The 26,043-nt window shown below is 45.3% G+C and carries 21 protein-coding genes and 9 tRNA genes; 26 read left to right on the plus strand and 4 right to left on the minus strand.

Features of this window, described 5'->3' with window-relative positions; genetic code table 11:
* Positions 1-55: 55 nt before the first annotated feature.
* The 9 genes from AB4249_RS09430 (at position 56) to AB4249_RS09470 (ending at position 1,188) form a co-directional block, all read left to right on the plus strand.
* A tRNA-Gly gene (locus AB4249_RS09430) sits at positions 56-131 on the plus strand.
* A gap of 51 nt (positions 132-182) precedes the next feature.
* Positions 183-259: transfer RNA gene (locus AB4249_RS09435), tRNA-Met, on the plus strand.
* Between the two features lie 56 nt (positions 260-315).
* A tRNA-Gly gene (locus tag AB4249_RS09440) sits at positions 316-391 on the plus strand.
* Positions 392-444: 53 nt separating this feature from the next.
* A tRNA-Met gene (locus tag AB4249_RS09445) sits at positions 445-521 on the plus strand.
* Between the two features lie 56 nt (positions 522-577).
* A tRNA-Gly gene (locus AB4249_RS09450) sits at positions 578-653 on the plus strand.
* 70 nt (positions 654-723) lie between these two features.
* Positions 724-800: transfer RNA gene (locus AB4249_RS09455), tRNA-Met, on the plus strand.
* A 56-nt stretch (positions 801-856) separates the two neighbouring features.
* Positions 857-932: transfer RNA gene (locus tag AB4249_RS09460), tRNA-Gly, on the plus strand.
* Positions 933-1,002: 70 nt separating this feature from the next.
* Positions 1,003-1,079: transfer RNA gene (locus AB4249_RS09465), tRNA-Met, on the plus strand.
* Between the two features lie 33 nt (positions 1,080-1,112).
* A tRNA-Gly gene (locus AB4249_RS09470) sits at positions 1,113-1,188 on the plus strand.
* 633 nt (positions 1,189-1,821) lie between these two features.
* On the opposite strand, the gene queG is transcribed toward AB4249_RS09470, so the two are convergent.
* Positions 1,822-3,000: a tRNA epoxyqueuosine(34) reductase QueG gene (queG, locus tag AB4249_RS09475; protein ID WP_372102897.1), complete on the minus strand. Its 1,179-nt coding sequence runs from the start codon at positions 2,998-3,000 to the stop codon at positions 1,822-1,824.
* A 240-nt stretch (positions 3,001-3,240) separates the two neighbouring features.
* On the opposite strand from queG, the gene tsaE reads away from it, so the two are divergent.
* The 8 genes from tsaE (at position 3,241) to hflC (ending at position 12,778) form a co-directional block, all read left to right on the plus strand.
* Positions 3,241-3,705, plus strand: coding sequence for a tRNA (adenosine(37)-N6)-threonylcarbamoyltransferase complex ATPase subunit type 1 TsaE (gene tsaE / locus AB4249_RS09480; protein WP_017059923.1), 465 nt, complete (start codon positions 3,241-3,243; stop codon positions 3,703-3,705).
* Positions 3,699-5,414 carry an N-acetylmuramoyl-L-alanine amidase gene (locus AB4249_RS09485; protein WP_065584737.1) on the plus strand — a complete coding sequence of 572 codons (1,716 nt, stop codon included), beginning with the start codon at positions 3,699-3,701 and terminating at the stop codon, positions 5,412-5,414. Before tsaE ends, AB4249_RS09485 begins: the two co-directional genes overlap by 7 nt.
* 102 nt (positions 5,415-5,516) lie before the next feature.
* Positions 5,517-7,730 carry a DNA mismatch repair endonuclease MutL gene (gene mutL / locus AB4249_RS09490; protein ID WP_372102899.1) on the plus strand — a complete coding sequence of 738 codons (2,214 nt, stop codon included), beginning with the start codon at positions 5,517-5,519 and terminating at the stop codon, positions 7,728-7,730.
* A 97-nt stretch (positions 7,731-7,827) separates the two neighbouring features.
* Complete coding sequence (gene miaA, locus AB4249_RS09495) at positions 7,828-8,760, plus strand: tRNA (adenosine(37)-N6)-dimethylallyltransferase MiaA (RefSeq protein ID WP_017059926.1); 933 nt, start codon at positions 7,828-7,830, stop codon at positions 8,758-8,760.
* A gap of 192 nt (positions 8,761-8,952) precedes the next feature.
* Complete coding sequence (gene hfq, locus AB4249_RS09500; protein ID WP_017059927.1) at positions 8,953-9,216, plus strand: RNA chaperone Hfq; 264 nt, start codon at positions 8,953-8,955, stop codon at positions 9,214-9,216.
* 44 nt (positions 9,217-9,260) lie between these two features.
* Complete coding sequence (hflX, locus tag AB4249_RS09505) at positions 9,261-10,568, plus strand: ribosome rescue GTPase HflX (protein ID WP_017059928.1); 1,308 nt, start codon at positions 9,261-9,263, stop codon at positions 10,566-10,568.
* A 27-nt stretch (positions 10,569-10,595) separates the two neighbouring features.
* Positions 10,596-11,798: an FtsH protease activity modulator HflK gene (gene hflK, locus AB4249_RS09510; RefSeq protein ID WP_017067930.1), complete on the plus strand. Its 1,203-nt coding sequence runs from the start codon at positions 10,596-10,598 to the stop codon at positions 11,796-11,798.
* 2 nt (positions 11,799-11,800) lie between these two features.
* Entirely contained in the window at positions 11,801-12,778 is a 978-nt protein-coding gene (gene hflC / locus AB4249_RS09515; protein WP_017059930.1) for a protease modulator HflC, read from the plus strand.
* A gap of 190 nt (positions 12,779-12,968) precedes the next feature.
* Here the strand turns inward: hflC and AB4249_RS09520 are convergent, their stop codons facing one another.
* Positions 12,969-13,157, minus strand: a complete 189-nt coding sequence (locus AB4249_RS09520; protein WP_010434105.1) for a DUF2065 domain-containing protein — start codon at positions 13,155-13,157, stop codon at positions 12,969-12,971.
* Positions 13,158-13,329: 172 nt separating this feature from the next.
* Between AB4249_RS09520 and AB4249_RS09525 the strand changes: the two genes are divergently transcribed.
* Both AB4249_RS09525 and motX read left to right on the plus strand, forming a co-directional pair.
* Positions 13,330-14,646: an adenylosuccinate synthase gene (locus AB4249_RS09525; protein ID WP_010434108.1), complete on the plus strand. Its 1,317-nt coding sequence runs from the start codon at positions 13,330-13,332 to the stop codon at positions 14,644-14,646.
* Between the two features lie 298 nt (positions 14,647-14,944).
* On the plus strand, positions 14,945-15,580 hold the full coding sequence (gene motX, locus AB4249_RS09530; protein WP_017063177.1) for a flagellar protein MotX: 636 nt from the start codon (positions 14,945-14,947) through the stop codon (positions 15,578-15,580).
* A 143-nt stretch (positions 15,581-15,723) separates the two neighbouring features.
* On the opposite strand, the gene AB4249_RS09535 is transcribed toward motX, so the two are convergent.
* Complete coding sequence (locus AB4249_RS09535) at positions 15,724-17,133, minus strand: amidohydrolase (protein ID WP_017063178.1); 1,410 nt, start codon at positions 17,131-17,133, stop codon at positions 15,724-15,726.
* Positions 17,134-17,380: 247 nt separating this feature from the next.
* Here AB4249_RS09535 and rnr point away from each other — a divergent pair, with 247 nt between their 5' ends.
* The 5 genes from rnr to rplI all read left to right on the plus strand — a co-directional run bounded on the left by rnr (position 17,381) and on the right by rplI (position 22,308).
* Positions 17,381-19,882, plus strand: a complete 2,502-nt coding sequence (gene rnr, locus AB4249_RS09540; protein ID WP_372101212.1) for a ribonuclease R — start codon at positions 17,381-17,383, stop codon at positions 19,880-19,882.
* Between the two features lie 187 nt (positions 19,883-20,069).
* On the plus strand, positions 20,070-20,810 hold the full coding sequence (gene rlmB / locus AB4249_RS09545; protein ID WP_017063180.1) for a 23S rRNA (guanosine(2251)-2'-O)-methyltransferase RlmB: 741 nt from the start codon (positions 20,070-20,072) through the stop codon (positions 20,808-20,810).
* Positions 20,811-21,087: 277 nt separating this feature from the next.
* Positions 21,088-21,477, plus strand: a complete 390-nt coding sequence (rpsF, locus tag AB4249_RS09550) for a 30S ribosomal protein S6 (protein WP_004741278.1) — start codon at positions 21,088-21,090, stop codon at positions 21,475-21,477.
* A gap of 112 nt (positions 21,478-21,589) precedes the next feature.
* The gene (rpsR, locus tag AB4249_RS09555) at positions 21,590-21,817 is read left to right on the plus strand and encodes a 30S ribosomal protein S18 (protein ID WP_000090472.1); all 228 of its coding nucleotides are present in this window, start codon (positions 21,590-21,592) and stop codon (positions 21,815-21,817) included.
* A gap of 38 nt (positions 21,818-21,855) precedes the next feature.
* Positions 21,856-22,308, plus strand: a complete 453-nt coding sequence (gene rplI / locus AB4249_RS09560; protein WP_010434182.1) for a 50S ribosomal protein L9 — start codon at positions 21,856-21,858, stop codon at positions 22,306-22,308.
* Between the two features lie 180 nt (positions 22,309-22,488).
* Here the strand turns inward: rplI and AB4249_RS09565 are convergent, their stop codons facing one another.
* A complete protein-coding gene (locus tag AB4249_RS09565) occupies positions 22,489-23,373 on the minus strand; it encodes a DUF481 domain-containing protein (protein ID WP_017059935.1) in 885 nt (294 codons plus the stop codon).
* 176 nt (positions 23,374-23,549) lie between these two features.
* Between AB4249_RS09565 and AB4249_RS09570 the strand changes: the two genes are divergently transcribed.
* Both AB4249_RS09570 and alr read left to right on the plus strand, forming a co-directional pair.
* Positions 23,550-24,941: a replicative DNA helicase gene (locus tag AB4249_RS09570; protein WP_016767560.1), complete on the plus strand. Its 1,392-nt coding sequence runs from the start codon at positions 23,550-23,552 to the stop codon at positions 24,939-24,941.
* A gap of 6 nt (positions 24,942-24,947) precedes the next feature.
* On the plus strand, positions 24,948-26,033 hold the full coding sequence (gene alr, locus AB4249_RS09575; protein WP_065584772.1) for an alanine racemase: 1,086 nt from the start codon (positions 24,948-24,950) through the stop codon (positions 26,031-26,033).
* Positions 26,034-26,043 lie beyond the last annotated feature (10 nt).

Genomic DNA, 26,043 nt, shown 5'->3' on the forward strand with positions numbered 1-26,043 from the left:
ATTACAGTTAAGCGCTATCTGTTGCCCAAGGCAGTAAGAGCAGCGAATAACTAATGCGATACTAGCTCAGTTGGTAGAGCGCAACCTTGCCAAGGTTGAGGTCATCGGTTCGAACCCGATGTATCGCTCCAAATTCTCTCTTTTTAGAGAACAGAGTCATTAACTTAAATAATGCATTCGGACGCGGGATGGAGCAGTTTGGTAGCTCGTCGGGCTCATAACCCGAAGGTCGTCGGTTCAAATCCGGCTCCCGCAACCACATTACAGTTAAGCGCTATCTGTTGCCCAAGGCAGTATGAGCAGCGAATAACTAATGCGATACTAGCTCAGTTGGTAGAGCGCAACCTTGCCAAGGTTGAGGTCATCGGTTCGAACCCGATGTATCGCTCCACTTTCTTTTCGAAGAGAGAGGGAAGAATCATCAACTTAATTGATGCATCCGGACGCGGGATGGAGCAGTTTGGTAGCTCGTCGGGCTCATAACCCGAAGGTCGTCGGTTCAAATCCGGCTCCCGCAACCACATTACAGTTAAGCGCTATCTATTGCCCAAGGCAGTAAGAGCAGCGACTAACTAATGCGATACTAGCTCAGTTGGTAGAGCGCAACCTTGCCAAGGTTGAGGTCATCGGTTCGAACCCGATGTATCGCTCCAAATTCTCTCTCACGCTTTATGCTGAAGATGAAAATGGTTTAGTCTCATTGTCTTAAACAATGCATCCGGACGCGGGATGGAGCAGTTTGGTAGCTCGTCGGGCTCATAACCCGAAGGTCGTCGGTTCAAATCCGGCTCCCGCAACCACATTACAGTTAGGCGCTATCTGTTGCCCAAGGCAGTAAGAGCAGCGATTAACTAATGCGATACTAGCTCAGTTGGTAGAGCGCAACCTTGCCAAGGTTGAGGTCATCGGTTCGAACCCGATGTATCGCTCCAAATTCTCTCTCACGCTTTATGCTGAAGATGAAAATGGTTTAGTCTCATTGTCTTAAACAATGCATTCGGACGCGGGATGGAGCAGTTTGGTAGCTCGTCGGGCTCATAACCCGAAGGTCGTCGGTTCAAATCCGGCTCCCGCAACCACATTACAGTTAAACGCGATAGCGGTTAACTAATGCGATACTAGCTCAGTTGGTAGAGCGCAACCTTGCCAAGGTTGAGGTCATCGGTTCGAACCCGATGTATCGCTCCAGCTTTCTTCTAAAAAAGCTATTAAGACTCTTTAAACCACCGTGTTTTTCTTTAGATCACAGAGTTTAAAGGCGACCACAAAGGTCACGCTCTTTCTTTAATGCTGCGAAGCATAATCCCCCAAAAAAGCAAATAATCCTCCATCATGGTGGATATTTTTTTGTCTTAAATTTTTCTTAGCAACTGAAATGCTAGTAAATATCAGGTCTCTGAAGCAGACACTTGAGGTTTTTCACATCTATAAACAGACTTATCCACAAAATGTTAGGTGTGGATAACTTGGTTGATAAAGTTGTTTCAGGCTTAATTCTTTACCTATCCCTAAAAGATCTTTCTTGTTTTCAATATATTAGATGAATTGCAGCGATCGTAACTTGTTGTTTTTTATCAAGTTGGATGCCTATCTTGGATTTAATAAAAGATCGTTAACTTGTTGTTTTTTGATCTTAATCATTTATCGGTACTGTGTTTAACTTTGCTCGGGTGTCGGAAGTTTACGAGAGTTCTGAATTTTTTCCACATTGTTAGAATTGAGAACAAGGTCAAACATTGTTCTAAAATTATGTGCAACGAGTTGTCTTAAATATTGGACTATCGATGTGGGTGTCGCTGTCAATCGTTGATACCAAAAGGGCTAGGCGTCTCTTGGTAGTCCTTTCTCTACTATACGTATCAGTCTGTGCTTTTTGGTGGAGATTTTGCTGTTACTTTTTTGCACACAGCTATTTTTCTGCGTAGAGCTATCTTCTTGCACACTGCTAGCGTTGGGTAACTGCTGTAGTTGTTTATTCAAAGCCCACTCAATATGCACATCAAGCATTTCGTTTTTGCCTTGATGAGACTCCAGGGTTTCAATAATGCGTTGTTGAAATGGTGCATTGCCCATCGCAACAAAGATATTGCGTAACCACTGGGTGTGGCCGATACGTCTGATTGCTGAGCCTTCCATTTTCTTTAGGAAGGTTGCTTCTTCCCAACTTGAAAGTGAAACCAGATCGGCTTCTTGGAAATCTTCTCTGCGGTGAAAGTCTGTTTGCTCTGTGAGTTCGGCATGACGATTCCACGGGCAAACTAACTGACAATCATCGCAACCGTAGATACGGTTACCAATGGCATCTCTATACTCTTCAGGGATCACACCATCATATTCAATGGTTAAGTACGAAATACATTTGCGCGCATCAACCACGCCATCAGCAATAATGGCACCCGTTGGGCAAGAAGTGATACATGCGGTGCATTTGCCGCACTCATCAACACTGGGTTCATCCGTGGGAAGAGGGATGTTAACTAACAGCTCCCCTAGAAAGAACCAAGAGCCAGCGTCTTTATCAAGAATTAATGAGTGTTTACCTGTCCAGCCCAACCCTGCTTTTTGAGCGAGTGGTCTTTCCAAAATGGGCGCTGAATCGACGAAAGGGCGTGAGTCTAAACCCTCGACCTCTTTTTCAATTCTTTGTCCTAGCTTTTTCAACTGGTTACGGAACAATTTGTGATAGTCGCGGCCTAAAGAATAGCGGCTGATGTAGCCTTGAGTGGTATCGCTTAGGTTAGAGGCGAACTGAGCTTCTGGTGGTAGGTAGTTCATTCGAGCGCTGATCACTCGAATTGTGCCTGGGTGAAGTTCATCAGGACGTGCACGCATCATCCCATGTCGAGCCATCCAATCCATTTCGCCGTGGTTGCCAGCATCTAGCCATGCTTGAAGAGGGGCTTCGTGTTCACTTAAATCAACATCGCAGATGCCAACTTTTTGAAAGCCCAGCTCTTTTCCCCAGATTTTAATTTTTTCAGCAAGATGGTCTAGATTCATGGCTTATTTCTTATTTTCTCTGTTTTACAATTAGAGATAAGGCTAATTAAAATTAGGTTCGGCAAAAATGGGGGCGGATCTTAACGGATCTTAGTGGTGTTGACCAGAACAGACGCGTTTTGATCAGTATTTTTCATAGAACTTACACTTGAGTGCTTGTCTCCCAAAAGCATCACGGTTTACTATTCTTGTTCTTTTGATTTTTATATAGTCAACGATCGATTTTTAGAGAACGTATTCATGAGCACGAAACAATTTACTTTGAAAGATGAACAAGCAACGATTCAATTAGGAACGGAGCTTTCTAATCTTTGCTCACAGCAGACGACTATTTATCTGCATGGTGATCTTGGCGCAGGTAAAACGACTTTCAGTCGTGGCTTTGTAAAAGCACTTGGCCATCAAGGAAATGTAAAAAGCCCAACGTATACTCTAGTTGAACCTTATCAACTTGCAGATTGGCAGGTGTACCACTTTGACCTTTATCGCCTAGCAGATCCTGAAGAGTTAGAGTTTATGGGAATTCGTGACTATTTTACGCCGGATGCTATCTGTTTGGTTGAGTGGCCTGAGAAAGGTTATGGGATGCTACCAGAAGCCGATTTGGATATTGATATTCGTTACCAAGACGATCACCGTGTTGTTTCTTTAACCGCTAATAGTGAATACGGACAGCGCTTACTTAGTCAGTTGGAGTTATGTTGATTTCTAAACGCCTTATTTCAACAGTGGCCATGATGGCTGCTGTTTTTTCTATACTGTTTTCTTCACTTGTTTCTGCAAACTCACTGAAAAGTTTAAGGGTTTGGCCTTCTCCAGAAGAAACTCGTGTGGTTATCGACTTAAAATCAGAAGCGGACTTTAGCTATTTCACCCTGAGTAGCCCGAGTCGCTTAGTGGTTGATTTAAAAAATACCAGTCTTGCGACTAAGTTACCGGTCGAGGTGAAAGACAGCCCTGTTCTATCTAAGATTCGTAAGAGCTCACCGCCAGACAAAAACACCTATCGCTTGGTTTTTGAGTTAAAGAAGTCGTCTAAAGCAGAATTATTCAAACTGAGCCCGACCCCAGGTGGTCAGTATGGACACCGTTTGGTGATCGACTTACCTCATGGTGCGGCAAGTAAAGCGACATCGACACCGAGTAAGCCAACGGTAAGTAAGAACATTAATCAGGTTAAGCGCCAGAAAGATATTCTAATTGTGATTGATCCTGGCCACGGTGGTGAAGACCCAGGTTCGATTGGTCCTACGCGTAAATACGAAAAAAACGCGACTCTGAGTATTTCTAAGAAGTTAGCAGCTCAACTGAATGCGGTCCCGGGGATCAAAACTCGTATGACTCGTAATGCTGATTACTTTGTGAACCTGAATCGACGTGTTGCGATTGCTCGAGAGAATGAAGCTCACCTGTTGATCTCTATTCACGCCGACGCCTTTACGACGCCTCAACCAAGAGGTGGTTCAGTGTTTGTATTGAACACTCGACGTGCAAATACAGAGATCTCTCGTTGGATTGAGAATAAAGAGAAACAGTCTGAATTGCTTGGTGGTAGCGGTGCAGCGTTCACAAGCAATATTGATGATAAGAACGTAAACCAAACCCTGCTTGATTTGCAGTTTAGCCACTCTCAAAAAGAGGGCTACAAACTGGCAACGGCAATTCTGTCTGAAATGGGTAAGGTTGCGAAACTGCACAATAGCAAGCCGATTAACACCAGCTTAGCAGTATTACGTTCACCACAGATCCCATCAGTACTGGTAGAGACAGGTTTTATTTCGAATCCGACGGAAGAGAAGCTTCTTTTCCAACGTTCGCACCAAGATAAATTGGCACGAGCAGTGACTAAAGCGGTGGTTAAGTATTTGAAGGCTAACCCGCCTGAAGGGATTATCTTGTCTAACGCAACGTCATCAACGGGCAGCGTGAGCCAACATAAAGTCTCTCGTGGTGAGTCTTTGTCTGTGATTGCGAGCAAGTATGGTACGTCGACACAGACGTTGATGAAGTTCAACAATCTGAAATCGAGCAGCCTAGCAATTGGTCAAGTACTTAAGATTCCAGGCAGTGCTTCAACTTCATCATCAAGCAGTGCGGTTCAAACTAAGACCATCACTCACACGGTTAAGTCTGGAGAGTACCTAGGTAAGATCGCCAGCCGCTATAAAGTGTCGGTGGCTGATATTAAACGTGAGAACCGTTTGAAATCAGAGACGGTGAGAGTAGGCCAAAAGTTACGTATTACGGTTGAAGTTAAAGATGTTCCTCTGCGCAAACACAAAGTTGCAAGAGGTGATTACCTTGGCAAGATAGCTTCGAAATACGGCGTGAGCGTCAACAGCATTCGCCAAGCGAATAAGCTAAGATCTGACAGTCTAGCTATCGGCCAAGTGTTGATTATTCCTCACAAGTAGTCTTGGGAATGCTAAACAGCTTCAGGTATATCAATGATAAAAAATAAGAACTAGTGCAAACGTAGCAGCGTTTCCATCAATGGCAGTAAGGTAGCTATAAATATGACGATCAAAATACTGCCAGCTCGGTTAGCTAACCAAATAGCAGCGGGTGAGGTGGTAGAAAGACCCGCTTCTGTTGTAAAAGAGTTGGTTGAGAACAGTTTGGATTCTGGTGCGACACGTATCGATATTGATATCGAGAAAGGTGGCGCCAAGATGATCCGCGTTCGTGACAATGGTAAAGGCATCGTAAAAGATGAGCTTGCCTTGGCACTGAGTCGTCATGCTACCTCCAAAATCCACACTCTTGATGACCTAGAGGCGATCGTCAGCCTCGGTTTCCGTGGTGAAGCGCTGGCGAGTATTAGCTCGGTTGCGCGCTTGACCATGACTTCACGCCCTGCCACTCAAGATCAAGCTTGGGCAGCACACAGTGAAGGTCGTGATATGCAGGTAAAACTGCAGCCAGCAGCACACCCAATTGGTACTTCGGTTGAGGTGTTGGATCTGTTCTTCAATACACCAGCGCGCCGCAAATTCTTACGCACCGAGAAGACTGAATTCACCCATATTGATGAGTTGCTCAAGCGTATTGCATTAAGTCGCTTTGATGTGACGATCAACCTTCGTCATAACGGCAAGATGATTCGTCAGTACCGCGCTGCCAAGACAGAAGTTCAAGCAGAAAAGCGCATCGCTGCGGTATGTGGCAATCCTTTTGTTCGCCATATGCTTAAGATCGAACTTGAGCACCAAGGCTTAAAACTTCATGGCTGGATCACCACACCTGAAGGGGCCAGACAGCAAAGCGACCTGCAATACTGCTATGTGAATGGTCGTATGATGCGTGACAAGCTGATCAACCATGCGATTCGTCAAAGCTACGAAACCAGCCTGCGTCCAGACCAATTCGCGACGTATGTGTTGTTCATTGAACTCGACCCACATCAGGTGGACGTGAATGTCCACCCTGCAAAACATGAAGTGCGTTTTCATCAAGCGCGCCTTGTGCATGACTTTATTTACCAAGCATTGAGTGATGGTTTAGCACAGAGCAAGCAGATCGATGCTGCACCAATCAATCAGTCGGCTTTTCATCAGTCAGAAGTGATTCATCATCAGCAAGATAGTACGAGCTCTGCAGTTGATGGTGTTGCAAGTTTCGCTGAGCCAGAAAGCGTAATGCCTAGCAGTTCGGATCAAACCCAAGTTTCGGATAGGGTGCGACACGCTATTGAGCAAACGCCTGCCTACCCGAGAAAAGCAGAATCAGAGCACGCTTTTGATAAGCCTCAACACAGCGTTAATGATGGTGGGCGACATTATGTTTCATCAATTAGCCCAAGCTCATCAACCAGTCCAAGTTCATTAGCTGGCCGAAGCTCGGCTACTAGTGACAGCAGTTTTACCGGTTCCTCTCGCCAAGAGTGGATAGAGTCTCGACCTGTTCCGAGAAAAGAGAAAGAGCCACACCAACATCATGGTGAACCCGCGCCATCTAAGCGAGAAGTGAAAGCCTATAAAGAGCTTCTGAAAACGCCAGATTTTGATGAGCAAGTTGTACAGCCTTCACTTTCTCAAGAGCATGTGGCACCAGTAGAAACCAGAGACAACTTAGAAAATAAAGAAAATAAAGAAAATAAAGAAGCTAAGCCTGCTCAACAGAATCCTGTTCATTCAAAGCCAAGAGTACCTGTGACGGACTTAGGCAAAGCGGTCTCGGTTGTTGAACGTCAATATCTCGTGATGGGCAACAAGAATGGCTGTGTTTTGGTTTCCTTAGCTAAGGCTGAGTTATTGCGTGTTGTTGGTCAGCTTGATACTCGAGGTGGTGCGTTAAAAAGCCAACCACTATTGGTGCCTTTATCGATTAAGCTGGGTAGTGAACTTGTCGAAGTTGCTAAGGCGCTGAGTCCAACATTGGCATTACTGGGGATTGAGCTTAAGGCGCGAAACAGCGAGGCGGTAATGGTGATGGGCGTGCCTTCTCCTTTAAGGCAGCAAAACTTACAAATTTTGATCCCAGATCTGTTATCTTACGCGGCTTCAATAAATGCCCAGGGTGCAGTGAAGCAACCTAATGACATGTTGTCAGCTTTGGTTAACTGGATCGGGATTCAAACCGCACAAGTAAAAAGCGACTACACTTTATCTGAAGCGGTTCAACTAGTTGGGGAACTAGAACAACTTTGGCATGGTCTACTTCCATTAGATGATCCAGAGTTTGTTAATCCTATCGACTTTTCAGCGACTATAGCCGCGTTTACGGTTTAATTTTTTCGCGACGACCTTTGTCTTTTTAGCTGAATACGTCGCGACACAAAGCCCTTTGCTAAAAAGCGCTAAAACAGAGAAGCAAATACAAAATATCATGACTGAAAAATTACCTTTAGCGTTGTTTTTAATGGGCCCAACGGCGTCAGGAAAAACAGATTTAGCTATCCGCTTACGTCAGAAATACCCTGTAGAGATCATCAGCGTCGATTCGGCATTGATCTACAAAGACATGGATATTGGTACCGCTAAACCGGATGCGGAAGAGCTTGAGCTCGCGCCTCATCGCTTGATTGATATTTTGGATCCAAGCGAAGCGTATTCTGCGGCAGATTTTCGTCGTGATGCGATCAATGAAATGAATAAGATTGTAGCGGAAGGCAAAATCCCGTTACTTGTTGGTGGCACAATGCTGTACTACAAAGCATTGTTGGAAGGTTTATCGCCATTACCAGCCGCGGATCAAGAGATTCGTAAGCAGATTGAAGCGGAATCTATCGAACAAGGTTGGCAGGCATTGCACGATCAATTAAGAGAGATAGATCCCGTATCCGCTGAAAGAATACACCCAAATGATCCACAAAGGCTTTCAAGGGCATTGGAAGTTTACCGAATTTCGGGTAAAACATTAACAGAGCTAACTCAAACGAAAGGCGATAGCCTGCCATTTCGTGTAAAACAATTTGCAATAGCTCCCAAGGAAAGGACTGAACTCCATCGCCGCATTGAGCTGCGTTTCGAGAAGATGATAGAAGCTGGGTTTGAAGATGAAATGAAGGCGTTGTACGCCAGAGAAGATCTTCACCCTGAACTGCCATCGATCCGATGCGTTGGTTATAGGCAGATGTGGGATTATTTAGACGGTAATTGTGATTTAGACGAAGCGGTTTTCCGTGGTGTCTGTGCAACCCGTCAGTTGGCCAAGCGACAAATCACCTGGTTGCGCAGTTGGGATGATTTAACTTGGTTAGATAGCGAAAACATTGATCAAGCGTTAGAAACTCTTTCAGATGCAATAGCATCTGATTAGTATTGCTGTGTATAATGTGATCGCTTTTGCGTGAATATACTCTGGAAAGGATCCGTTATTGAGGCTTTTAAAAATCACAGTCTTTCAATAACAACGGAGTTTTTTTATTCATTTAGCTCAGATGCAAAGGCCGCACCTTTTTGTGCACCACTAGCTAAATAATTACAACAAAATACAAATAAGGAAAATAAAATGGCTAAGGGGCAATCGCTACAAGACCCATTCCTAAATGCACTCCGTCGTGAGCGCATTCCAGTCTCTATCTATCTTGTTAACGGCATTAAGCTGCAAGGTCAGATCGAGTCTTTCGATCAATTCGTGATCTTATTGAAGAACACAGTAAACCAAATGGTTTACAAGCATGCGATTTCTACTGTGGTACCTGCTCGCGCAGTTAGTCACCACAGCGGCGAGCAACGCACGCCATCTGATCGTCCAGAGAAGACTGAAGATTAATCGTTCAATTTGTACAGCTTGCGCTGTAATAAGGAGTTGGTTGCTTGTTTGACCGTTATGAATCCGGCGAGCGAGCCGTACTTGTTCATATCAACTTCACGCAAGAGGGAGAATGGGAAGATCTAAGCGAATGTGAAATGCTGGTCTCCTCAGCGGGGGTAGAAACGCTACAAGTGATTACTGGTAGCCGACAATCCCCACTCCCTAAATACTACGTTGGAGAAGGTAAAGCCCTAGAAATCGCACAAGCTGTTCAGCTGACCGGTGCTGAAATTGTGATTTTTAACCACTCCCTCTCTCCTGCCCAAGAGCGCAACCTCGAGCAATTGTGTAAATGTCGTGTGATTGATCGCACGGGTTTGATCTTAGATATTTTTGCACAACGTGCGCGAACTCATGAAGGTAAGCTACAAGTTGAGCTCGCTCAGCTTCGTCATATCTCTACCCGATTGATTCGTGGTTGGACTCACCTTGAAAGGCAGAAAGGTGGTATTGGTCTTCGTGGTCCAGGTGAAACTCAACTGGAAACCGATCGACGTTTGTTGCGTGACCGTATAAAGGCAATACTACGTCGTTTAGCGAAAGTTGCTAAACAGCGTGAACAAGGACGACGTGCTCGTAATCGAGCTGAAATCCCAACAATTTCTTTGGTTGGTTATACCAACGCAGGGAAATCAACACTTTTCAATCGCATCACAAGTGCTGGTGTTTATGCGGCAGACCAACTGTTTGCAACCCTAGACCCAACACTACGTAAGATTGATTTGGCAGATGTCGGGCCTGCAATTCTCGCAGATACCGTAGGTTTTATCCGTCATCTACCACACGACTTGGTCGCTGCGTTCAAGGCAACATTACAAGAGACGCAGGAAGCTGACATTTTGTTACATGTTGTTGATGCCAGTGATGACCGTTTTCGTGAGAACATTCAGGCTGTTCATGAAGTATTAGAAGAAATCGATGCTCATGAAGTGCCAACCCTTGTAGTCATGAACAAAATTGACTGCATGGAAGACCAAAAACCTCGAATTGAAAGAGATGAAGAGGGCGCACCTCGCGCTGTTTGGGTTTCTGCAATGGAAGGAGAAGGTATTGAGCTACTGTTTGAAGCTTTAACTGAGCGTTTAGCTAGCCAGATGGTTCAATTCCGGTTGTGTATTCCACATCAACATCAGGGTCGCATTCGCAGCTTATTCTTCGAGATGAAATGTATTCAACAGGAAGAGTATGATGAAAATGGTAACTTGTTGATAGATATCCGAATGCAACAAATAGATTGGTCTAAACTTGAAAAAAGAGAAGGGGCGCTCTTAGGTGACTTTATCGTTACCAAAGAGACTGCTACAGTATAACGTCATATCAAATGATGGAGCTTTCTAATGGCGTGGAATGAGCCTGGAAATAACAACAACGGCGATAATAACGGCCGCGATAATGACCCTTGGGGTAATAAAAATAATCGCGGCGGCCGAGATCAAGGACCGCCAGATCTAGACGAAGTGTTTAGTAAACTAAGTCAAAAGTTAGGTGGCAAGTTTGGTAAAAAAGGTGGCAACGGCAACGGACCATCTATTGGTGGTGGCGGTGCAATTGGCTTTGGTGTCATTGCCGTTATTGCTATTGCTATCTGGTTCTTCGCTGGTTTCTACACTGTTGGCGAAGCAGAAAGAGCAGTAGTACTTCGACTGGGTCAGTTCGACCGTATCGAAGAACCTGGTCTTAACTGGCACCCACGCTTCATCGATGAAATCAGTGATGAGCAACTAGTAAACGTTCAAGCGATTCGTTCTCTACGTGCTGCTGGCACGATGCTAACGAAAGATGAAAACGTTGTGACCGTTGAAATGGGTGTTCAATACCGTGTTTCTGACCCATACAAGTACTTGTATCGTGTAACGAATGCAGACGACAGTTTACGCCAAGCAACCGATTCTGCGCTTCGTGCGGTAATTGGTGACTCACTAATGGATAGTATCCTGACAAGTGGTCGTCAGCAGATTCGTCAAAGCACTCAAGAAACGTTGAACCGTATTATTGATAGCTACGACATGGGTATTCTGATTGTTGACGTGAACTTCCAGTCAGCACGTCCACCTGAGCAAGTGAAAGATGCATTTGATGATGCTATCGCGGCTCGTGAGGATGAAGAGCGTTTTGAACGTGAAGCTGAAGCTTACCGAAATGACATTCTTCCAAAAGCAACAGGTCGTGCTGAGCGTTTGAAGAAAGAAGCGGTGGGTTACTCAGAGCGCACAGTTAATGGTGCTCTAGGTCAAGTTGCTCAATTCGAGAAACTGCTACCTGAATACCAAGCTGCTCCTGAAGTAACACGTAACCGTATGTACCTAGATACAATGGAAAAAGTGTACTCAAGCACATCGAAAGTCCTGATTGATTCTGAATCAAGCGGTAACTTGCTATACCTACCAATTGATAAGCTAGGCGCACAAGGTGGTTCTCAGTCGGGCTCTCGCCCTGCAAAAGCATCATCAACTTACGATCAAATTGAGTTAGAAACTCAAGCGGATCCAAAGCCTAGCACTCAAACTCGTTCAGACAGTTCACGCCAAGGGAGATACTAATAATGCGTAAATTAATGATCCCTGTATTAGTTGTGACGATTGCCCTTCTATTGATGTCAGTGTTTGTGATTCAAGAAGGTGAGCGTGGCATGGTAATTCGTTTTGGTCGAGTTCTCGATGACAACGGCGTATCACGAATCTATGAACCAGGTCTGCACTTTAAACTACCGATGTTTGATCGCGTAAAAGTACTTGATGCTCGTATTCAAACGATGGATGGCCGTTCTGACCGTTTCGTAACATCAGAGAAAAAAGACGTTCTAATTGATACTTACGCAAAATGGCGTATTGCTGATTTTGGACGTTTCTATCTGAGTACCGGTGGCGGTAATATCATGACGGCAGAAGCACTTCTTGAGCGTAAAGTGACAGATGTTCTTCGTTCTGAAATTGGTTCTCGTGAAATTAAGCAGATCGTGTCAGGCCCTCGCAACAAGGACATCCTGCCAGACTCTGCTGATAGCGAAGTCGTCACAACGGTAGCGGCTGCAGAAGCACTAGAAGTTGATGGCGAACGCGATAAGATCATGGAAAACGTTTTGTCTGGAACGGCAGAAAGTGCGATGGCTGATTTAGGTGTTGAAGTTGTTGATTTTCGTATGAAGAAGATTAACCTTCCTGACGAAATCAGTGAATCTATCTACCGCCGTATGCGTGCAGAACGTGAATCGGTTGCTCGTAGACACCGTTCTCAAGGTCGTGAGAAAGCGGAAGTTATCCGTGCTCAAGCTGAGCTAGAAGTGGCAACAGTTCTTGCTGAAGCTGACCGTACAGCTCGAATCACTCGTGGTGATGCGGATGCAGAAGCAGCGAAGATCTACTCTGATGCGTTCAGCAAAGATCCTGAGTTCTACGGCTTCATGCGTTCATTGCAAGCTTATGAGACATCATTTAGCGATAAGAGCGACATTCTAGTACTGGATCCGAAGACTGACTTCTTCCAATACATGAATCAAGCAAGCGGCGCTCCAGCAAAATAAGCTGATGCGTTAGCGAATGCTTAGCTTAATAAGCAAAATACGTTAAAACTTAAAAGGCTCCCATTGTGGGAGCCTTTTTGTTTTCTATGACTTCTTTCAGGAGGAGACATGCTTGTGGATTCACTATTGGGGCGCGAGGGAAGGCGCTTAACAGAGTGGTACTTATAAACAGATTAGTACTTATAGAAACCTAGCGGTAGGTCATGAAAGCGATAACCGCTCCAGCCACCACAAGACAGCCTCCAATGCGGCGCAGTTGCGTGTCTGGTTGCTCGCTCAGTTGCGCGACCATGTTTCTCCAGCCATTGGGTGCAATCAAGGGGCCGAGCCCTTCCACAATAAGTACGAGCCCAATAGCGAGCCAAATTGATTGAGACATGGTTCTGCCTTTTGTCTGTAAAAAAGCAATGATATCAGTATCTTTACACATCTGCCCCCAGTTATGGCTGGTTTATTTTTGTACAGCGTTAACGTTTATGAACAAAAAGTGACTGCAAGAAGTGTGATTCAGTGCTAGAATCCATTTTTAATTAGCAACAGAAATTGGAAAGATGGGAAATAACGTAGTCGTTCTAGGCACCCAATGGGGTGATGAAGGTAAAGGTAAAATCGTTGACCTTTTAACTGAAGATGCAAAATACGTGGTTCGCTACCAAGGCGGTCACAATGCAGGTCACACACTTGTAATTGACGGTGAAAAAACCGTTCTTCACTTAATTCCATCAGGCATCCTACGTAATAACGTTAAATGTGTTATTGGTAACGGTGTAGTATTATCGCCTGACGCACTTCTAAAAGAAATGAAGCCTCTTGAAGATCGCGGTATTCCAGTACGTGAACGTCTTTTCATCTCTGAAGCTTGTCCTCTAATTCTTCCGTACCACATTGCAATCGACAACGCGCGTGAAATCGCTCGTGGCGCTAAAGCTATCGGTACAACGGGTCGTGGTATCGGTCCTGCTTACGAAGATAAAGTTGCTCGTCGCGGTCTACGCGTTGGCGACCTTTTCGATAAAGAAGCATTTGCTGAGAAGCTAAAAGAAGTGATGGAATTCCACAACTTCCAACTAGAGCACTTCTACAAAGCTGAAACAGTAAGCTACGAAGAAGTTCTTGAGCAAGCGATGAGCTACGCAGACATGTTAACTGCGATGGTTATCGACGTAACTGACGAACTAGACGCAGCACGTAAGCGCGGCGACAAGATCATGTTCGAAGGTGCTCAAGGTACGCTACTAGATATCGACCACGGTACTTACCCATACGTAACGTCTTCTAACACGACTGCTGGTGGTGTTGCTGCAGGTTCTGGTTTCGGTCCTCGTCACATCGGTTACATCCTTGGTATTACTAAGGCTTACTGTACTCGTGTTGGTTCAGGTCCATTCCCTACTGAGCTATACGATGGCCTTGAGAAGCAAGACCCAGTTGGTAAACACCTCGGCGATGTTGGTCACGAGTTTGGCGCAACAACTGGTCGTCTACGTCGTACTGGTTGGTTCGATGCTGTTGCTATGCGTCGTGCAATCCAAATCAACTCTCTATCTGGTATGTGTCTAACTAAACTAGACGTTCTAGATGGCCTAGAAGAACTAAAAATCTGTACTGGTTACAAGATGAAAGATGGTTCTATCCTAGAAGTTTCTCCAATGGCTGCTGAGTCATTCGAAGAAGCGACGCCAATCTACGAAACAATGCCTGGTTGGTCTGAAAACACATTTGGCGCTAAATCTATCGACGCGCTTCCACAAGCTGCTCTAGATTACATCAAGCGTATCGAAGACCTAACTGGCGTTCCAATTGATATCGTATCAACTGGCCCAGATCGTAACGAAACTATCATCAAGGTTCACCCATACGGCGCATAATGCCTGCTGAGTGATTACCAGGCACGAACAGTGCTTTGATAATAAAATAGTTTTCTAAAAGCCGACTTTATTAAGTCGGCTTTTTAATACCTGCAATTTAGCCGTTCACTCTTTGATTGTGATCTTTTAAGCGTCATCAGGCAAAATATTGCCCATTAGCGGCAAGTTTTGTCTAAAGCCGTCGGGGTTATTGCCGATACAGATATCATGGAAAGTGAAGTTCACCCTGTTTTGTGCGTGTAGAAATCCTCTGCATTCCTCAATAGATAACTTTAGCGACAGATAATAGAGTGCAGGTATGAAGCTACGAATTGTGGCAGCTTCATTAATAATGGCGCTGAGCTCACCCTTGAGTCATGCTAATTTGGCTGATGTGGGAGAGCCCGTTCCAATATATACAGAAGCTGAACTGATTAATTTAATCGAAAATAATCAACATCTAGAGCGAGTGAAAGCTGATAAGTGCCAGTTAGTTGAAGATATCGTTGCTCGTGCAACGCGTATTAGCTTGCCTTCTTATGAGTTTTTATACGGTGATATGTTGGCTTGGGGTGTGTGTGTTCCACAAGATGTCGAGCTTGGCCTTTACTATATGGAGAACGCGGCACATCAAGGTTTACCCGCTGCATTAGAGCAGTTAGGTCGTTATTACTCTCGTGGTACTTTGGTACAACAAGATCAAGAGCGTGCGATTCCGTATCTACGTGAAGCAGCCTCGATGGGTAACTTAAGTGCGAGCATTCACTTAGCGGAACTCTTGTTACGTGACTACGGTAGCCCATTGGATTATGAAGATGCTTACCGTTGGTTGTATAATTCGGTAACCGCAGACCAAAGACAACACAGACGTATCACTGTGCTTCGTAGCGGCCTGGAACAGAGAATGCCAGACAATATTATTGCTCGAGCAAAGCGTCGAGACGTGTTCTGGTAAGACAGATTATTGAATGAGCAATGATGATTAATGACTGCACTCGTTAATCATCTAAAAAACTCGTATTAAAAAGGCCTCGCTGAGATTCATCAGCGAGGCCTTTTTTGATCTGAACGGAAAACCATTTATCTAATTCGGTAGCGTTATTGAACCACCTCACCAGACTCAATCACCGTTTCACGAACAACCTTGGTGAAATCGAGTGCTTCTTGACGAATCTTATCTTCGTCTACCGTTAGCATGTCGCGATCTTGCATGATGATCTTGCCATCAACGATGGAATGACGAACATTGCCTGAGTTAGCTGAGTACACCAGTGCTGAGTATGGGTTGTAGACCGGAACCATATTTGGCGCCTTAGTATCGATCACTATGATGTCAGCCAGTTTACCTGCTTCAAGAGAGCCGATCTTATCTTCCATGTGCAGCGCTTTTGCTGCGCCCATGGTCGCCATGTCGATCACTTTGATCGGCGGCATCGCAGCACGATCTTTGTTAACTAACTTGTGAACCTTAGCGACTTGGTTGAACTCATCAATGGTGCTCAGTGTGTTACCAGACATTGGGCCGTCAGTACCTAAACCGATACGCACGTTCTCGTCATACATCTTAAGGGCAGGTGATACACCTTTTGCTGACTTGATGTTAGCACTCATGTTATGAGCTACACCCATATCCGATTTCTTCACCAGTTCGATATCATGATCGTCAACAAGGATCATGTGTGCACCCACCAAGTTCTTGTTGAGTGCGCCAATGCTGTCCATGTATTGAACCGGGGACAATCCATCAGAACGCTCTGCGATTTTCTCTTCTTCACGGTGTGATTCTGCAAGGTGAATCATTACTGGAACATCTAACTCTAGGGAGAGTTTAGATATTTTCTGAAGGATCTCTGTGGTGTTGGTGTAAGGCGCATGCGGGGCAAACGCTGGTGTGATGCGTGGGTGATCTTTGTATTCTTCAATGAAGTTCAACGCGTACTTAATGCCTTCTTCGGCGTTGGCCGCATCGGCGACTGGGAACTTAATCACCGTTTCACCTAGGATGGCACGCATACCGATCTTATCGACGGTTTTTGCGACTTCATCTTCGAAGTAGTACATGTCGGCGTAAGTGGTCACACCGCCTTTCACCATTTCAACGTTACCTAGGTTGGCACCAATGCGTACCATGTCTCGCGATACTAGCTTCTTCTCTAGCGGGAAGATGTAGCGGTGTAGGCGATCTGGCACATCATCGGCCAACGAACGAAAAACTGTCATTGATACATGAGTATGGGTATTGATGAGACCTGGCATAACGATATCGCCATCAACGTCTAACACTTGCTTAGCTTGGTACTGCTTCTCTAGTGAAGCATCACCAACCGCAATGATTTTGTTGTCTTTGACGACAACAGTACCGCTTTCATAAACCGTTTTGTCTTGGTTCATGGTTAGAACCATCGCATCGGTAATCATCAGGTCAGCCTTTTCCATTGCCGAACTTGCGAATGGGAACAGCGCTAGGCTCGCCATAGCTGAAGCCAATAAAGTGCGTTTTAGTTTCATATCATACCCAGAACAGGAGTTGGTAAAGTGCGTGGATAATAGTGTATTTCATTCATGGCGCAAACGTTTGTTTTATCGTTTGCTTGAAATTTTGATGATAATCCACGTCTATGAAGCGATGTTTCACAAAGTGAAGATATGTATCAATCTGAGGTTATTTGAGTGTTTTCTAAAGCATATCTGTAGCTTACCCCTAGCATCAGATATACTAGGGGTATATACCTTCCTTGCTTAAGCAGGCCCGCCTATGTCAAAAAACACACCAACGTCAGAAAACACGACAGCGACAACCACTGTTGATCCTTTTGCCGACCGAGAGTCGAAAAATTACGATAACCCAGTACCAAGCCGAGAGTTCATTATTTCGTTTTTAACAGACGCGAATATTCCGATGAACCGCAACGATCTATTCGAAGCTTTGGGTCTTGCTGGAGAGGAACAATATGAAGGGCTGCGTCGTCGTTTACGTGCAATGGAGCGTGATGGACAGCTTATCTTTACTCGTCGTCAGTGCTACGCATTGCCTGAGAAGATGGAACTGATCAAAGGCTATGTGATTGGTCATAAAGACGGTCATGGTTGGGTTCGCCCAGACGGCAGTGTGGGTAAAGACAATGATATCGTGCTGCCGCATCATCAGATGAAAACCATCATGCACGGTGATTACGTATTGGTTCAGCCTACTGACAACAGTAAGCGTGGCCGTCGTGAAGGTCGCTTGGTTCGTGTGCTTGAAGAGCGTAAAACGCCACTTGTTGGTCGCTTCTTCCTAGAGTACGGCCATTCTTACGTTGTTGCTGATGATTCGCGTATTAGTCACGACATCCAGATCCCTACTGAGCATAAAGGCGGTGCTCGAATGGGTAATGTGGTTGTGATTGAAATTACGGATCGCGGTGGTCGTTCTCGTAACATGATGGGGAAAGTAACCGAAGTTCTTGGTGAAAACATGGCGCCGGGTATGGAAACGCAGATTGCGATCCGTACTCACCAGATCCCACAAGAGTGGCCTGAAGCGGTAGATAAGCAAATCGAAAACCTAGGTGAACATGTTCCTGAAGAAGCAAAAGAAGGACGTGTAGACCTGCGTAAACTGCCATTGGTTACCATTGATGGTGAAGATGCGCGTGACTTCGATGATGCGGTTTACTGTGAAGCGAAGAAAGGCGGCGGCTGGCGTCTATGGGTAGCGATTGCTGACGTAAGTTACTACGTTCGCCCAGATACAGCGCTAGACAAAGAAGCGATTAACCGTGGTAACTCGGTATACTTCCCGTCACAAGTCGTGCCAATGCTGCCAGAAGTGCTTTCAAATGGTTTGTGTTCATTGAACCCTCAGGTAGACCGTTTATGTATGGTGTGTGAGATGACTATCTCAGACAAAGGTAAACTGTCAGGCTACAAGCACTACGAAGCGGTAATGAATTCTCATGCTCGTCTTACTTATAACAAAGTAGGCGCGATCTTAGATGGCAATGAAGAATTACGTGAGCGTTACGAACCTGAAGTACCACATCTTGAAGAGCTTCATAAGATGTATAAGGTGCTTAAGAAAACGCGTGACGAACGTGGTGCGATTGAATTTGAAACGGTAGAAACTAAGTTTATCTTCAATGCGGATCGTAAGATTGACCGTATTGAGCCAGTAATTCGTAACGATGCACACAAGATCATCGAAGAATGTATGATTCTTGCGAATATCGCATCGGCATCTTACGTAGAAAAAGCGAAAGAGCCTGCGCTGTACCGTGTTCACGAAACTCCGGGCGAAGAGCGCTTAATGGGCTTCAAGAGCTTTTTAAGTGAATTAGGTTTAACACTGGAAGGTGGTCTGTCGCCATCACCAGTAGACTATGCACAACTGATGCAACAGATTAATGAACGTGAAGATCGTGAATTAATCCAAACTATGCTGCTACGCTCAATGAAGCAAGCGGTATACAACGCGGATAACGCGGGTCACTTTGGTTTAGCTCTTAAACGCTATGCTCACTTTACCTCGCCAATTCGTCGTTACCCAGATTTGCTATTGCACCGTGCGATTAAGTACCTTATTGCGAAAGAAGAAGGTCGTAACAGCGAACGTTGGACGCCAACTGGTGGTTACCACTACACTTTCGATGATATGGACTTCTACGGCGAGCAGTGTTCAATGACTGAACGTCGTGCTGATGACGCAACGCGTGAAGTAAACGACTGGTTGAAGTGTGAATACATGCAAGACCATGTCGGTGAGGTGATGGATGGTGTGATTGCCAACGTGACTGGTTTTGGCTTCTTTGTTCGTCTAACTGAACTGCACATTGATGGCTTGGTACACATCTCAGCGCTAGCGAATGATTACTACCAATTTGATGCTGTTGGTCAGCGTCTAGTGGGTGAAAGCTCAGGTAATATCTACCGCTTGGGTGATTCGGTTAAAGTGAAGGTTTCTGCGGTTAATTTAGAAACTCGCCAAATCGACTTTGACTTAGAAGACACTGATCGTCAGCCGCGTGGCAAAGGCAAAACAGCCAAGAAGCGTGCAGCAGAAGCGATAAAAAAGGCGAAAAGCAAGAAGCGCTCAGCAGTGAAGAGTAATAAGCCAGGTGTATCAGCGAAGCCTATGGTTGAGCCAACTAAGCGACCTGACGGAAGCAGCGAAGGCCCTGCTAAGAAGAAAAAGCCAGCGAATAAAACCGGTGCTGCTAAAGCTCGCGCTAAGAAAAAGCGTGCAGCAAGCCGTAAGCCAAAGGCTGATAACTCTTAAGACTGATAAATCTTAAGGCTAATAAGGCGCTCTGCTAATCAGGTTTAGCGCCTACTGATTTAGTGTGAAATGACTTTAATGCGAGAGTATCAGGCACAAGACGCATACTCTCGAAATGAACAACACAGAGAGGGATGCATCGGCATTGATGTCATTCATCTCTGAGCAATAAGAGTAAGTTGAGACAATGAGTAACGAATTTATTTACGGTATTCACGCGGTGAAAGCCGTACTAGAAAAAGATCCTGCACGTTTTATCGAAGCGTATGTATTGAAAGGTCGCCAAGACGAGCGTCTTCTTCCATTACTGAACCAACTGCAACAGTTTGGTGTGTCGATTCAACAGATGGGTCGTAAGCCGTTGGATGAAAAAGCACAAGGTGCGAATCACCAAGGTCTTATTGCTAAGGTGAAGCCTGCTAAGCAGCTTAATGAAACTCACCTAGACGATATCCTAGCGCAGCACGAACAGCCTTTGCTGTTAGTTCTAGACGGCGTAACAGACCCTCATAACCTAGGCGCTTGTCTACGTAACGCGGATGCCGCAGGTGTCGCTGCTGTTATCGTACCTAAAGATCGCTCTTCGCCGTTAACAGCAACGGTAAGCAAGGTTGCATGTGGCGCAGCTGAAACGGTTCCTCTCGTGCGCGTAACCAACCTAGCTCGCACAATGCGTGCACTGCAAGAGCAGGGCGTATGGTTTGTGGGTACGGCAGGTGAAGCAACGCATGATATCTATCAAGCGAAGCTAACGGGTCCTCTTGCGGTAGTTATGGGTGCAGAAGGTGACGGTATGCGTCGTTTAACTCGTGAAACTTGCGATGATCTGATTAAGATTCCAATGGCAGGTAGCGTATCGAGCTTAAATGTTTCTGTGGCGTCGGGTATTTGCCTGTTCGAAGCGGTAAGACAGCGTTTAGCTCAGTAATGCGTTAACGCTGCTTTAAGTCTATGAATTTATTAGCGCTCACCACTTGCTGGTGGGCGTTTCTTTTTAGGCTGTTATAGCAAAATCCATCGGTTTGTCGGATGGCTAGATGGCGACAGAAAAACTGTTTCATTATTCACCAAATAGCGCTTGCCAATACCGGGTTCTTTCTATAACATTTGCCGTCCTTAAAACTCGGTCATTTATCTTTAGTTCCTTGCTTCCTCTGGACGACCGGGCCACTCGTGGAAGCTAATAATCCGTAAGGAGCAACCAAATGCGTCATTACGAAATCGTATTCATGGTTCACCCTGATCAAAGCGAGCAAGTTGCTGGCATGATCGAGCGTTACACTGGTTCTATCACTGAAGCTGGCGGTACTATCCACCGTCTAGAAGACTGGGGTCGTCGTCAAATGGCTTACCCAATCAACAAGCTTCACAAAGCTCACTACGTTCTTATGAACGTTGAAGCTGGTCAAGAAGTGATTGACGAGCTAGAAACTGCTTTCCGTTTCAACGATGCAGTTCTACGTAACATGATCATGCGCACTAAAGGCGCTGTGACTGAGCAATCTATTATGCTTAAGCAAAAAGAAGAGCGTGCAGAGCGTGCTCCTCGTCGCGAAGAGCGTACAGAAGCTAAACCAGAAGCAGCTGCTGAGTAATTCTTTTTTGGCTTAACGCCTTAAAAAATTCTCAACTTGTTTTAGGTCATTGATAGTTATTTCGATAATTGTGAAAGACCGCTTTACTAAATTTAAGATCAGGAGATAGCCCATGGCTCGTTTCTTCCGTCGTCGTAAATTCTGCCGTTTCACTGCAGAAGGCGTACAAGAGATTGACTACAAAGACGTAGCAACTCTTAAAAACTACATCACTGAAGCTGGTAAAATCGTACCTAGCCGTATCACTGGTACAAGCGCTAAGTACCAGCGTCAACTAGCTCGCGCTATCAAGCGTTCTCGTTACCTAGCTCTACTACCGTACACTGACAAGCATCAGTAATCGGTAATAGTTAATAATAGTTTAAGAGGACTAAGATAATGCAAGTTATTCTACTTGATAAGATCGGTAACCTAGGTGGCCTTGGCGACCAAGTAAACGTTAAATCTGGTTACGCTCGTAACTTCCTTATCCCACAGGGTAAAGCAGTTATGGCAACTAAAGACAACGTTGCTATGTTCGAAACTCGTCGTGCTGAACTAGAAGCTAAAGTTGCTGAGCAACTAGCTGCTGCTGAAGCTCGTGCAGAGAGCGTTAACACTCTAGAAGGCGTTACAATCGCTTCTAAAGCTGGTGACGAAGGTAAACTATTCGGTTCTATCGGTACTCGTGACATCGCTGACGCTATTACAGCGGCAGGTGTTGCAGTAGCTAAGAGCGAAGTACGCCTACCTGAAGGCGCTCTACGTAACATCGGCGAATTCGAAGTAAGCATCCAACTTCACTCTGAAGTTTTTGCTACTGCGAAAATCGCTATCGTTGCAGCTGAGTAATTTCAGTACCAAGACGAATTCTTTCTTTTGAAAGTTTTAAACACCAGCTTCGGCTGGTGTTTTTTTATGTCTGGAATATAGGAAAGTACAAGGAAGGGCTACAGTAGGTAAAAAGCTTACGGTGATCCATAAGCTGTTATTGCTGAACAAGTTGTTCTCAAGGTTAGAGGTGGCCTAAGATTAGAACTGGAAGAGCAAGTTGATCGATAGAACAGAGTCTTGTTTGCTTAAGCCTTCAGGCACTTTATCGTGGTACTGGCGAGAGTGAGCGATCTTCAGCGCGATATTGTCAGTAATATCGTTGATGGCTTCTAACTCAGTATCAAACTTTAGGTTACTGTGACCAGAGACAAGCGTCACGTCTGCCTTGAGCTGCAAATTCTTCAACACCTGCCATGACGTATTCACGTTGCCACGGAAAATTGCCTCTTCAACAATCTCTGGGAAGATGATGTCATCATCATCAATCTCATCAAGGTTCGGTTCTTGGTAACGAAAACCTGGTCCCACTTCGACTTCCAACACAAACTCTTCGGTATTCGAAAACTGGTAACCCAGACCACTCGAAATTGTGTAGTCCTTAAAGTAAGCACTGTATCTCGAGTCGACTCCTTTGAAACTGCCGTAAAGGTAGGTTTTAGGGCTTAACTTGTAGTCACTCTGAGCTGAGTAAGTCGATTGCCTTTTATCTTCTTCGCCATCTTTGTAGAGGTTGTAGTATTTCCATTCACCACTGGTTCTATGACGGCCAGCCGTGTACTCACCGTTAAGGCGTGCGTTAAGCGCTCGTGAATCAGAGTTACCAGTATGCGACTGATATCCAAATTCGACTTCCGTTTTTAGCGGGCTCGGCAGTTCTGTATCACTTGTATCACTCGGTGCGATATCCATATCTTTTTCTTCAGGTGTCGGTGCAACGACGATCGGCTCAGCAGTAGGTTCTGAAACTACTATAGAGTCGAGGATTGCATCAACAGAGTCTTTAGCATCATCAGCTAAGGCCATCGGAGCGCTCAGGAGACCAGTGCTTAGAAGACCAGTGCTCAGAGCCAATAATTTGGACACGCATACCTCTAGTTATACAGTGAGTGAATGGCAGGATCGTAATGCTACCCTTGGTTAATTCCGTCAGCAATAGGTAAATTCTTCCTGAAGAATAAAACAAACTCATAGGATCGGATTACAAACGGATGTTCTTGGGTATAATGAACGATCATTATTAGTTATTGAGTGTAGTCATAGTGGATACCAAAAGTCAGAAATCAGCCAACGATCAGGTGGACGCCATCAAGGTCCCGCCACATTCATTAGAAGCTGAGCAATCTGTTATTGGCGGTTTGTTATTAGATAACGAACGCTGGGATACAGTTGCCGAAAAGGTTGTGGCCAAAGACTTTTATAGCCGTCCTCACCGTCTGATCTTTGAAGCGGTAAAGGATATCCTTGAAGAAAGTTCTCCTCTGGATCTTATTACACTCTCTGAACATTTAGAGCTGCGTGAGCAACTTGAAGAAGTGGGTGGCTTTGCTTACCTTGCTGACTTAGCGAAAAACACACCAAGTGCCGCAAACATCAATGCGTATGCGGATATCGTAGCGCAACGTGCACTTGTTCGTAGCCTGATTGGTGTCGCGAATGAGATTGCTGATTCTGGTTATGACCCTCAAGGTCGTACATCGGAAGAGCTGGTTGATCTTGCTGAAAGTAAAGTCTTCGCGATTGCCGAAGGCCGTGCAAGTGAAAACGAAGGTCCACAAAACGTTGATAGCATTCTAGAGAAGACGCTAGAACGTATCGAGATCCTATACAAAACGCCGCAAGATGGTGTGACAGGTGTCGATACTGGCTTCAACGACCTCAACAAGAAAACAGCAGGTCTACAAGGCTCTGACTTAATTATTGTTGCTGCTCGTCCATCGATGGGTAAAACCACATTTGCGATGAACTTGTGTGAAAACGCGGCGATGAAGCAAGACAAACCGGTTTTAATCTTCTCGCTAGAGATGCCAGCCGAACAGCTGATGATGCGTATGCTTGCGTCACTTTCTCGCGTAGACCAAACCAAGATTCGTACTGGTCAGCTAGATGATGAAGATTGGGCTCGTATCTCGTCGAGTATGGGTATTCTGATGGATAAGAAGAATATGTATATCGATGACAGCTCGGGTCTAACGCCAACAGAAGTGCGTTCTCGTGCTCGACGTATCGCTCGTGAACACGATGGTATCTCTATGATCATGATAGATTACCTTCAATTAATGCGTGTACCTTCGTTATCTGATAACCGTACTCTTGAAATCGCCGAGATTTCTCGCTCATTGAAAGCGTTAGCAAAAGAGCTCAACGTTCCGGTTGTGGCACTTTCTCAGCTTAACCGTTCCCTAGAGCAACGTGCTGATAAGCGCCCAGTAAACTCGGATTTGCGTGAATCAGGTTCGATTGAGCAAGATGCCGATTTGATCATGTTCATCTATCGTGATGAGGTTTATAACCCAGATAGTTCCTTGAAAGGCATTGCTGAGATCATCCTTGGTAAGCAACGTAACGGTCCGATCGGTTCTGTTCGTCTTACGTTCCAAGGCCAACACTCCCGATTTGATAACTATGCAGGCCCTGCATTTGATGATGAGTAATCGCTAATGACTTACATGAAAGCGGCGACGGCGAGCATTGACTTAAACGCGCTCGAACATAACCTGAACCAGATAAAGTCGAAGGCTCCTCAGTGCAAGGTCATGTCTGTTGTGAAAGCCAATGGCTACGGACACGGCTTACTGCATATAGCCAAGCATTCAAAAAGCTCTGATGCTTTTGGTGTGGCGCGTATTGAAGAAGCGTTACAACTTCGTGCTGGTGGCATTGTTAAACCTATTTTGTTGCTGGAAGGATTTTACTCTTCGTGCGATTTGCCAATCTTGGTGACCAATAACATTCAAACGGTGGTGCATTGTGAAGAGCAATTAAGCGCGCTAGAGAATACGGATTTGGAAACACCCGTTGTGGTATGGCTAAAAGTCGACAGTGGTATGCACCGATTAGGTGTTCGCCCTGAGCAATACCAAAACTTTGTTGAGCGTTTGCATCAATGTGCGAATGTTGCCAAACCTCTACGTTACATGAGCCACTTCGGTTGTGCTGATGAACTGGATAGAGCAACCACCGTTGAACAGACAGAGCTTTTCTTGTCGCTTACTGAAGGTTGTGAAGGGGAGCGTTCACTTGCTGCCTCTGCGGGTTTACTCGCTTGGCCAGACAGCCACCTTGATTGGGTTCGTCCGGGAATCATATCTTACGGTGTCTCTCCGTTTGTTGATAAATCAGCGCAAGAGCTTGGATTTTTGCCTGTGATGACCCTGACCTCACACCTAATTGCCGTTCGCGATGTGAAAGCCGGTGAAAGTGTGGGTTATGGCGGAAACTGGACCAGTGAACGTGATACCAAGGTTGGTGTTATCGCGATTGGTTACGGTGATGGTTATCCTCGTACTGCACCTAACGGTACTCCAGTGTTCGTTAACGGTCGAAAAGTACCGATCGCAGGACGTGTGTCAATGGACATGCTAACGGTTGATCTAGGCCCTGATGCGGCAGATAAAGTGGGTGATGAAGCGACTCTGTGGGGTAAAGATTTACCTTCAGAAGAAGTGGCTGAACATATCGGCACTATCGCTTACGAGTTAGTCACTAAGCTGACTTCGCGTGTTGCGATGGAATATGTGAAGTAATCATGGATCT

It is taken from the genome of Vibrio sp. 10N.261.55.F4, assembly GCF_041470465.1.
In the GTDB taxonomy this organism is placed as follows: Bacteria; Pseudomonadota; Gammaproteobacteria; order Enterobacterales; family Vibrionaceae; genus Vibrio; species Vibrio crassostreae_C.

Bases quoted from the DNA above. Each gene is read 5' to 3' on its own strand.
- queG (WP_372102897.1), bottom strand. From the start codon at position 3,000: ATGAATCTAGACCATCTTGCTGAAAAAATTAAAATCTGGGGAAAAGAG.
- tsaE (WP_017059923.1), top strand. From the start codon at position 3,241: ATGAGCACGAAACAATTTACTTTGAAAGATGAACAAGCAACGATTCAA.
- AB4249_RS09485 (WP_065584737.1), top strand. From the start codon at position 3,699: ATGTTGATTTCTAAACGCCTTATTTCAACAGTGGCCATGATGGCTGCT.
- mutL (WP_372102899.1), top strand. From the start codon at position 5,517: ATGACGATCAAAATACTGCCAGCTCGGTTAGCTAACCAAATAGCAGCG.
- miaA (WP_017059926.1), top strand. From the start codon at position 7,828: ATGACTGAAAAATTACCTTTAGCGTTGTTTTTAATGGGCCCAACGGCG.
- hfq (WP_017059927.1), top strand. From the start codon at position 8,953: ATGGCTAAGGGGCAATCGCTACAAGACCCATTCCTAAATGCACTCCGT.
- hflK (WP_017067930.1), top strand. From the start codon at position 10,596: ATGGCGTGGAATGAGCCTGGAAATAACAACAACGGCGATAATAACGGC.
- hflC (WP_017059930.1), top strand. From the start codon at position 11,801: ATGCGTAAATTAATGATCCCTGTATTAGTTGTGACGATTGCCCTTCTA.
- AB4249_RS09520 (WP_010434105.1), bottom strand. From the start codon at position 13,157: ATGTCTCAATCAATTTGGCTCGCTATTGGGCTCGTACTTATTGTGGAA.
- AB4249_RS09525 (WP_010434108.1), top strand. From the start codon at position 13,330: ATGGGAAATAACGTAGTCGTTCTAGGCACCCAATGGGGTGATGAAGGT.
- motX (WP_017063177.1), top strand. From the start codon at position 14,945: ATGAAGCTACGAATTGTGGCAGCTTCATTAATAATGGCGCTGAGCTCA.
- AB4249_RS09535 (WP_017063178.1), bottom strand. From the start codon at position 17,133: ATGAAACTAAAACGCACTTTATTGGCTTCAGCTATGGCGAGCCTAGCG.
- rnr (WP_372101212.1), top strand. From the start codon at position 17,381: ATGTCAAAAAACACACCAACGTCAGAAAACACGACAGCGACAACCACT.
- rlmB (WP_017063180.1), top strand. From the start codon at position 20,070: ATGAGTAACGAATTTATTTACGGTATTCACGCGGTGAAAGCCGTACTA.
- rpsF (WP_004741278.1), top strand. From the start codon at position 21,088: ATGCGTCATTACGAAATCGTATTCATGGTTCACCCTGATCAAAGCGAG.
- rpsR (WP_000090472.1), top strand. From the start codon at position 21,590: ATGGCTCGTTTCTTCCGTCGTCGTAAATTCTGCCGTTTCACTGCAGAA.
- rplI (WP_010434182.1), top strand. From the start codon at position 21,856: ATGCAAGTTATTCTACTTGATAAGATCGGTAACCTAGGTGGCCTTGGC.
- alr (WP_065584772.1), top strand. From the start codon at position 24,948: ATGACTTACATGAAAGCGGCGACGGCGAGCATTGACTTAAACGCGCTC.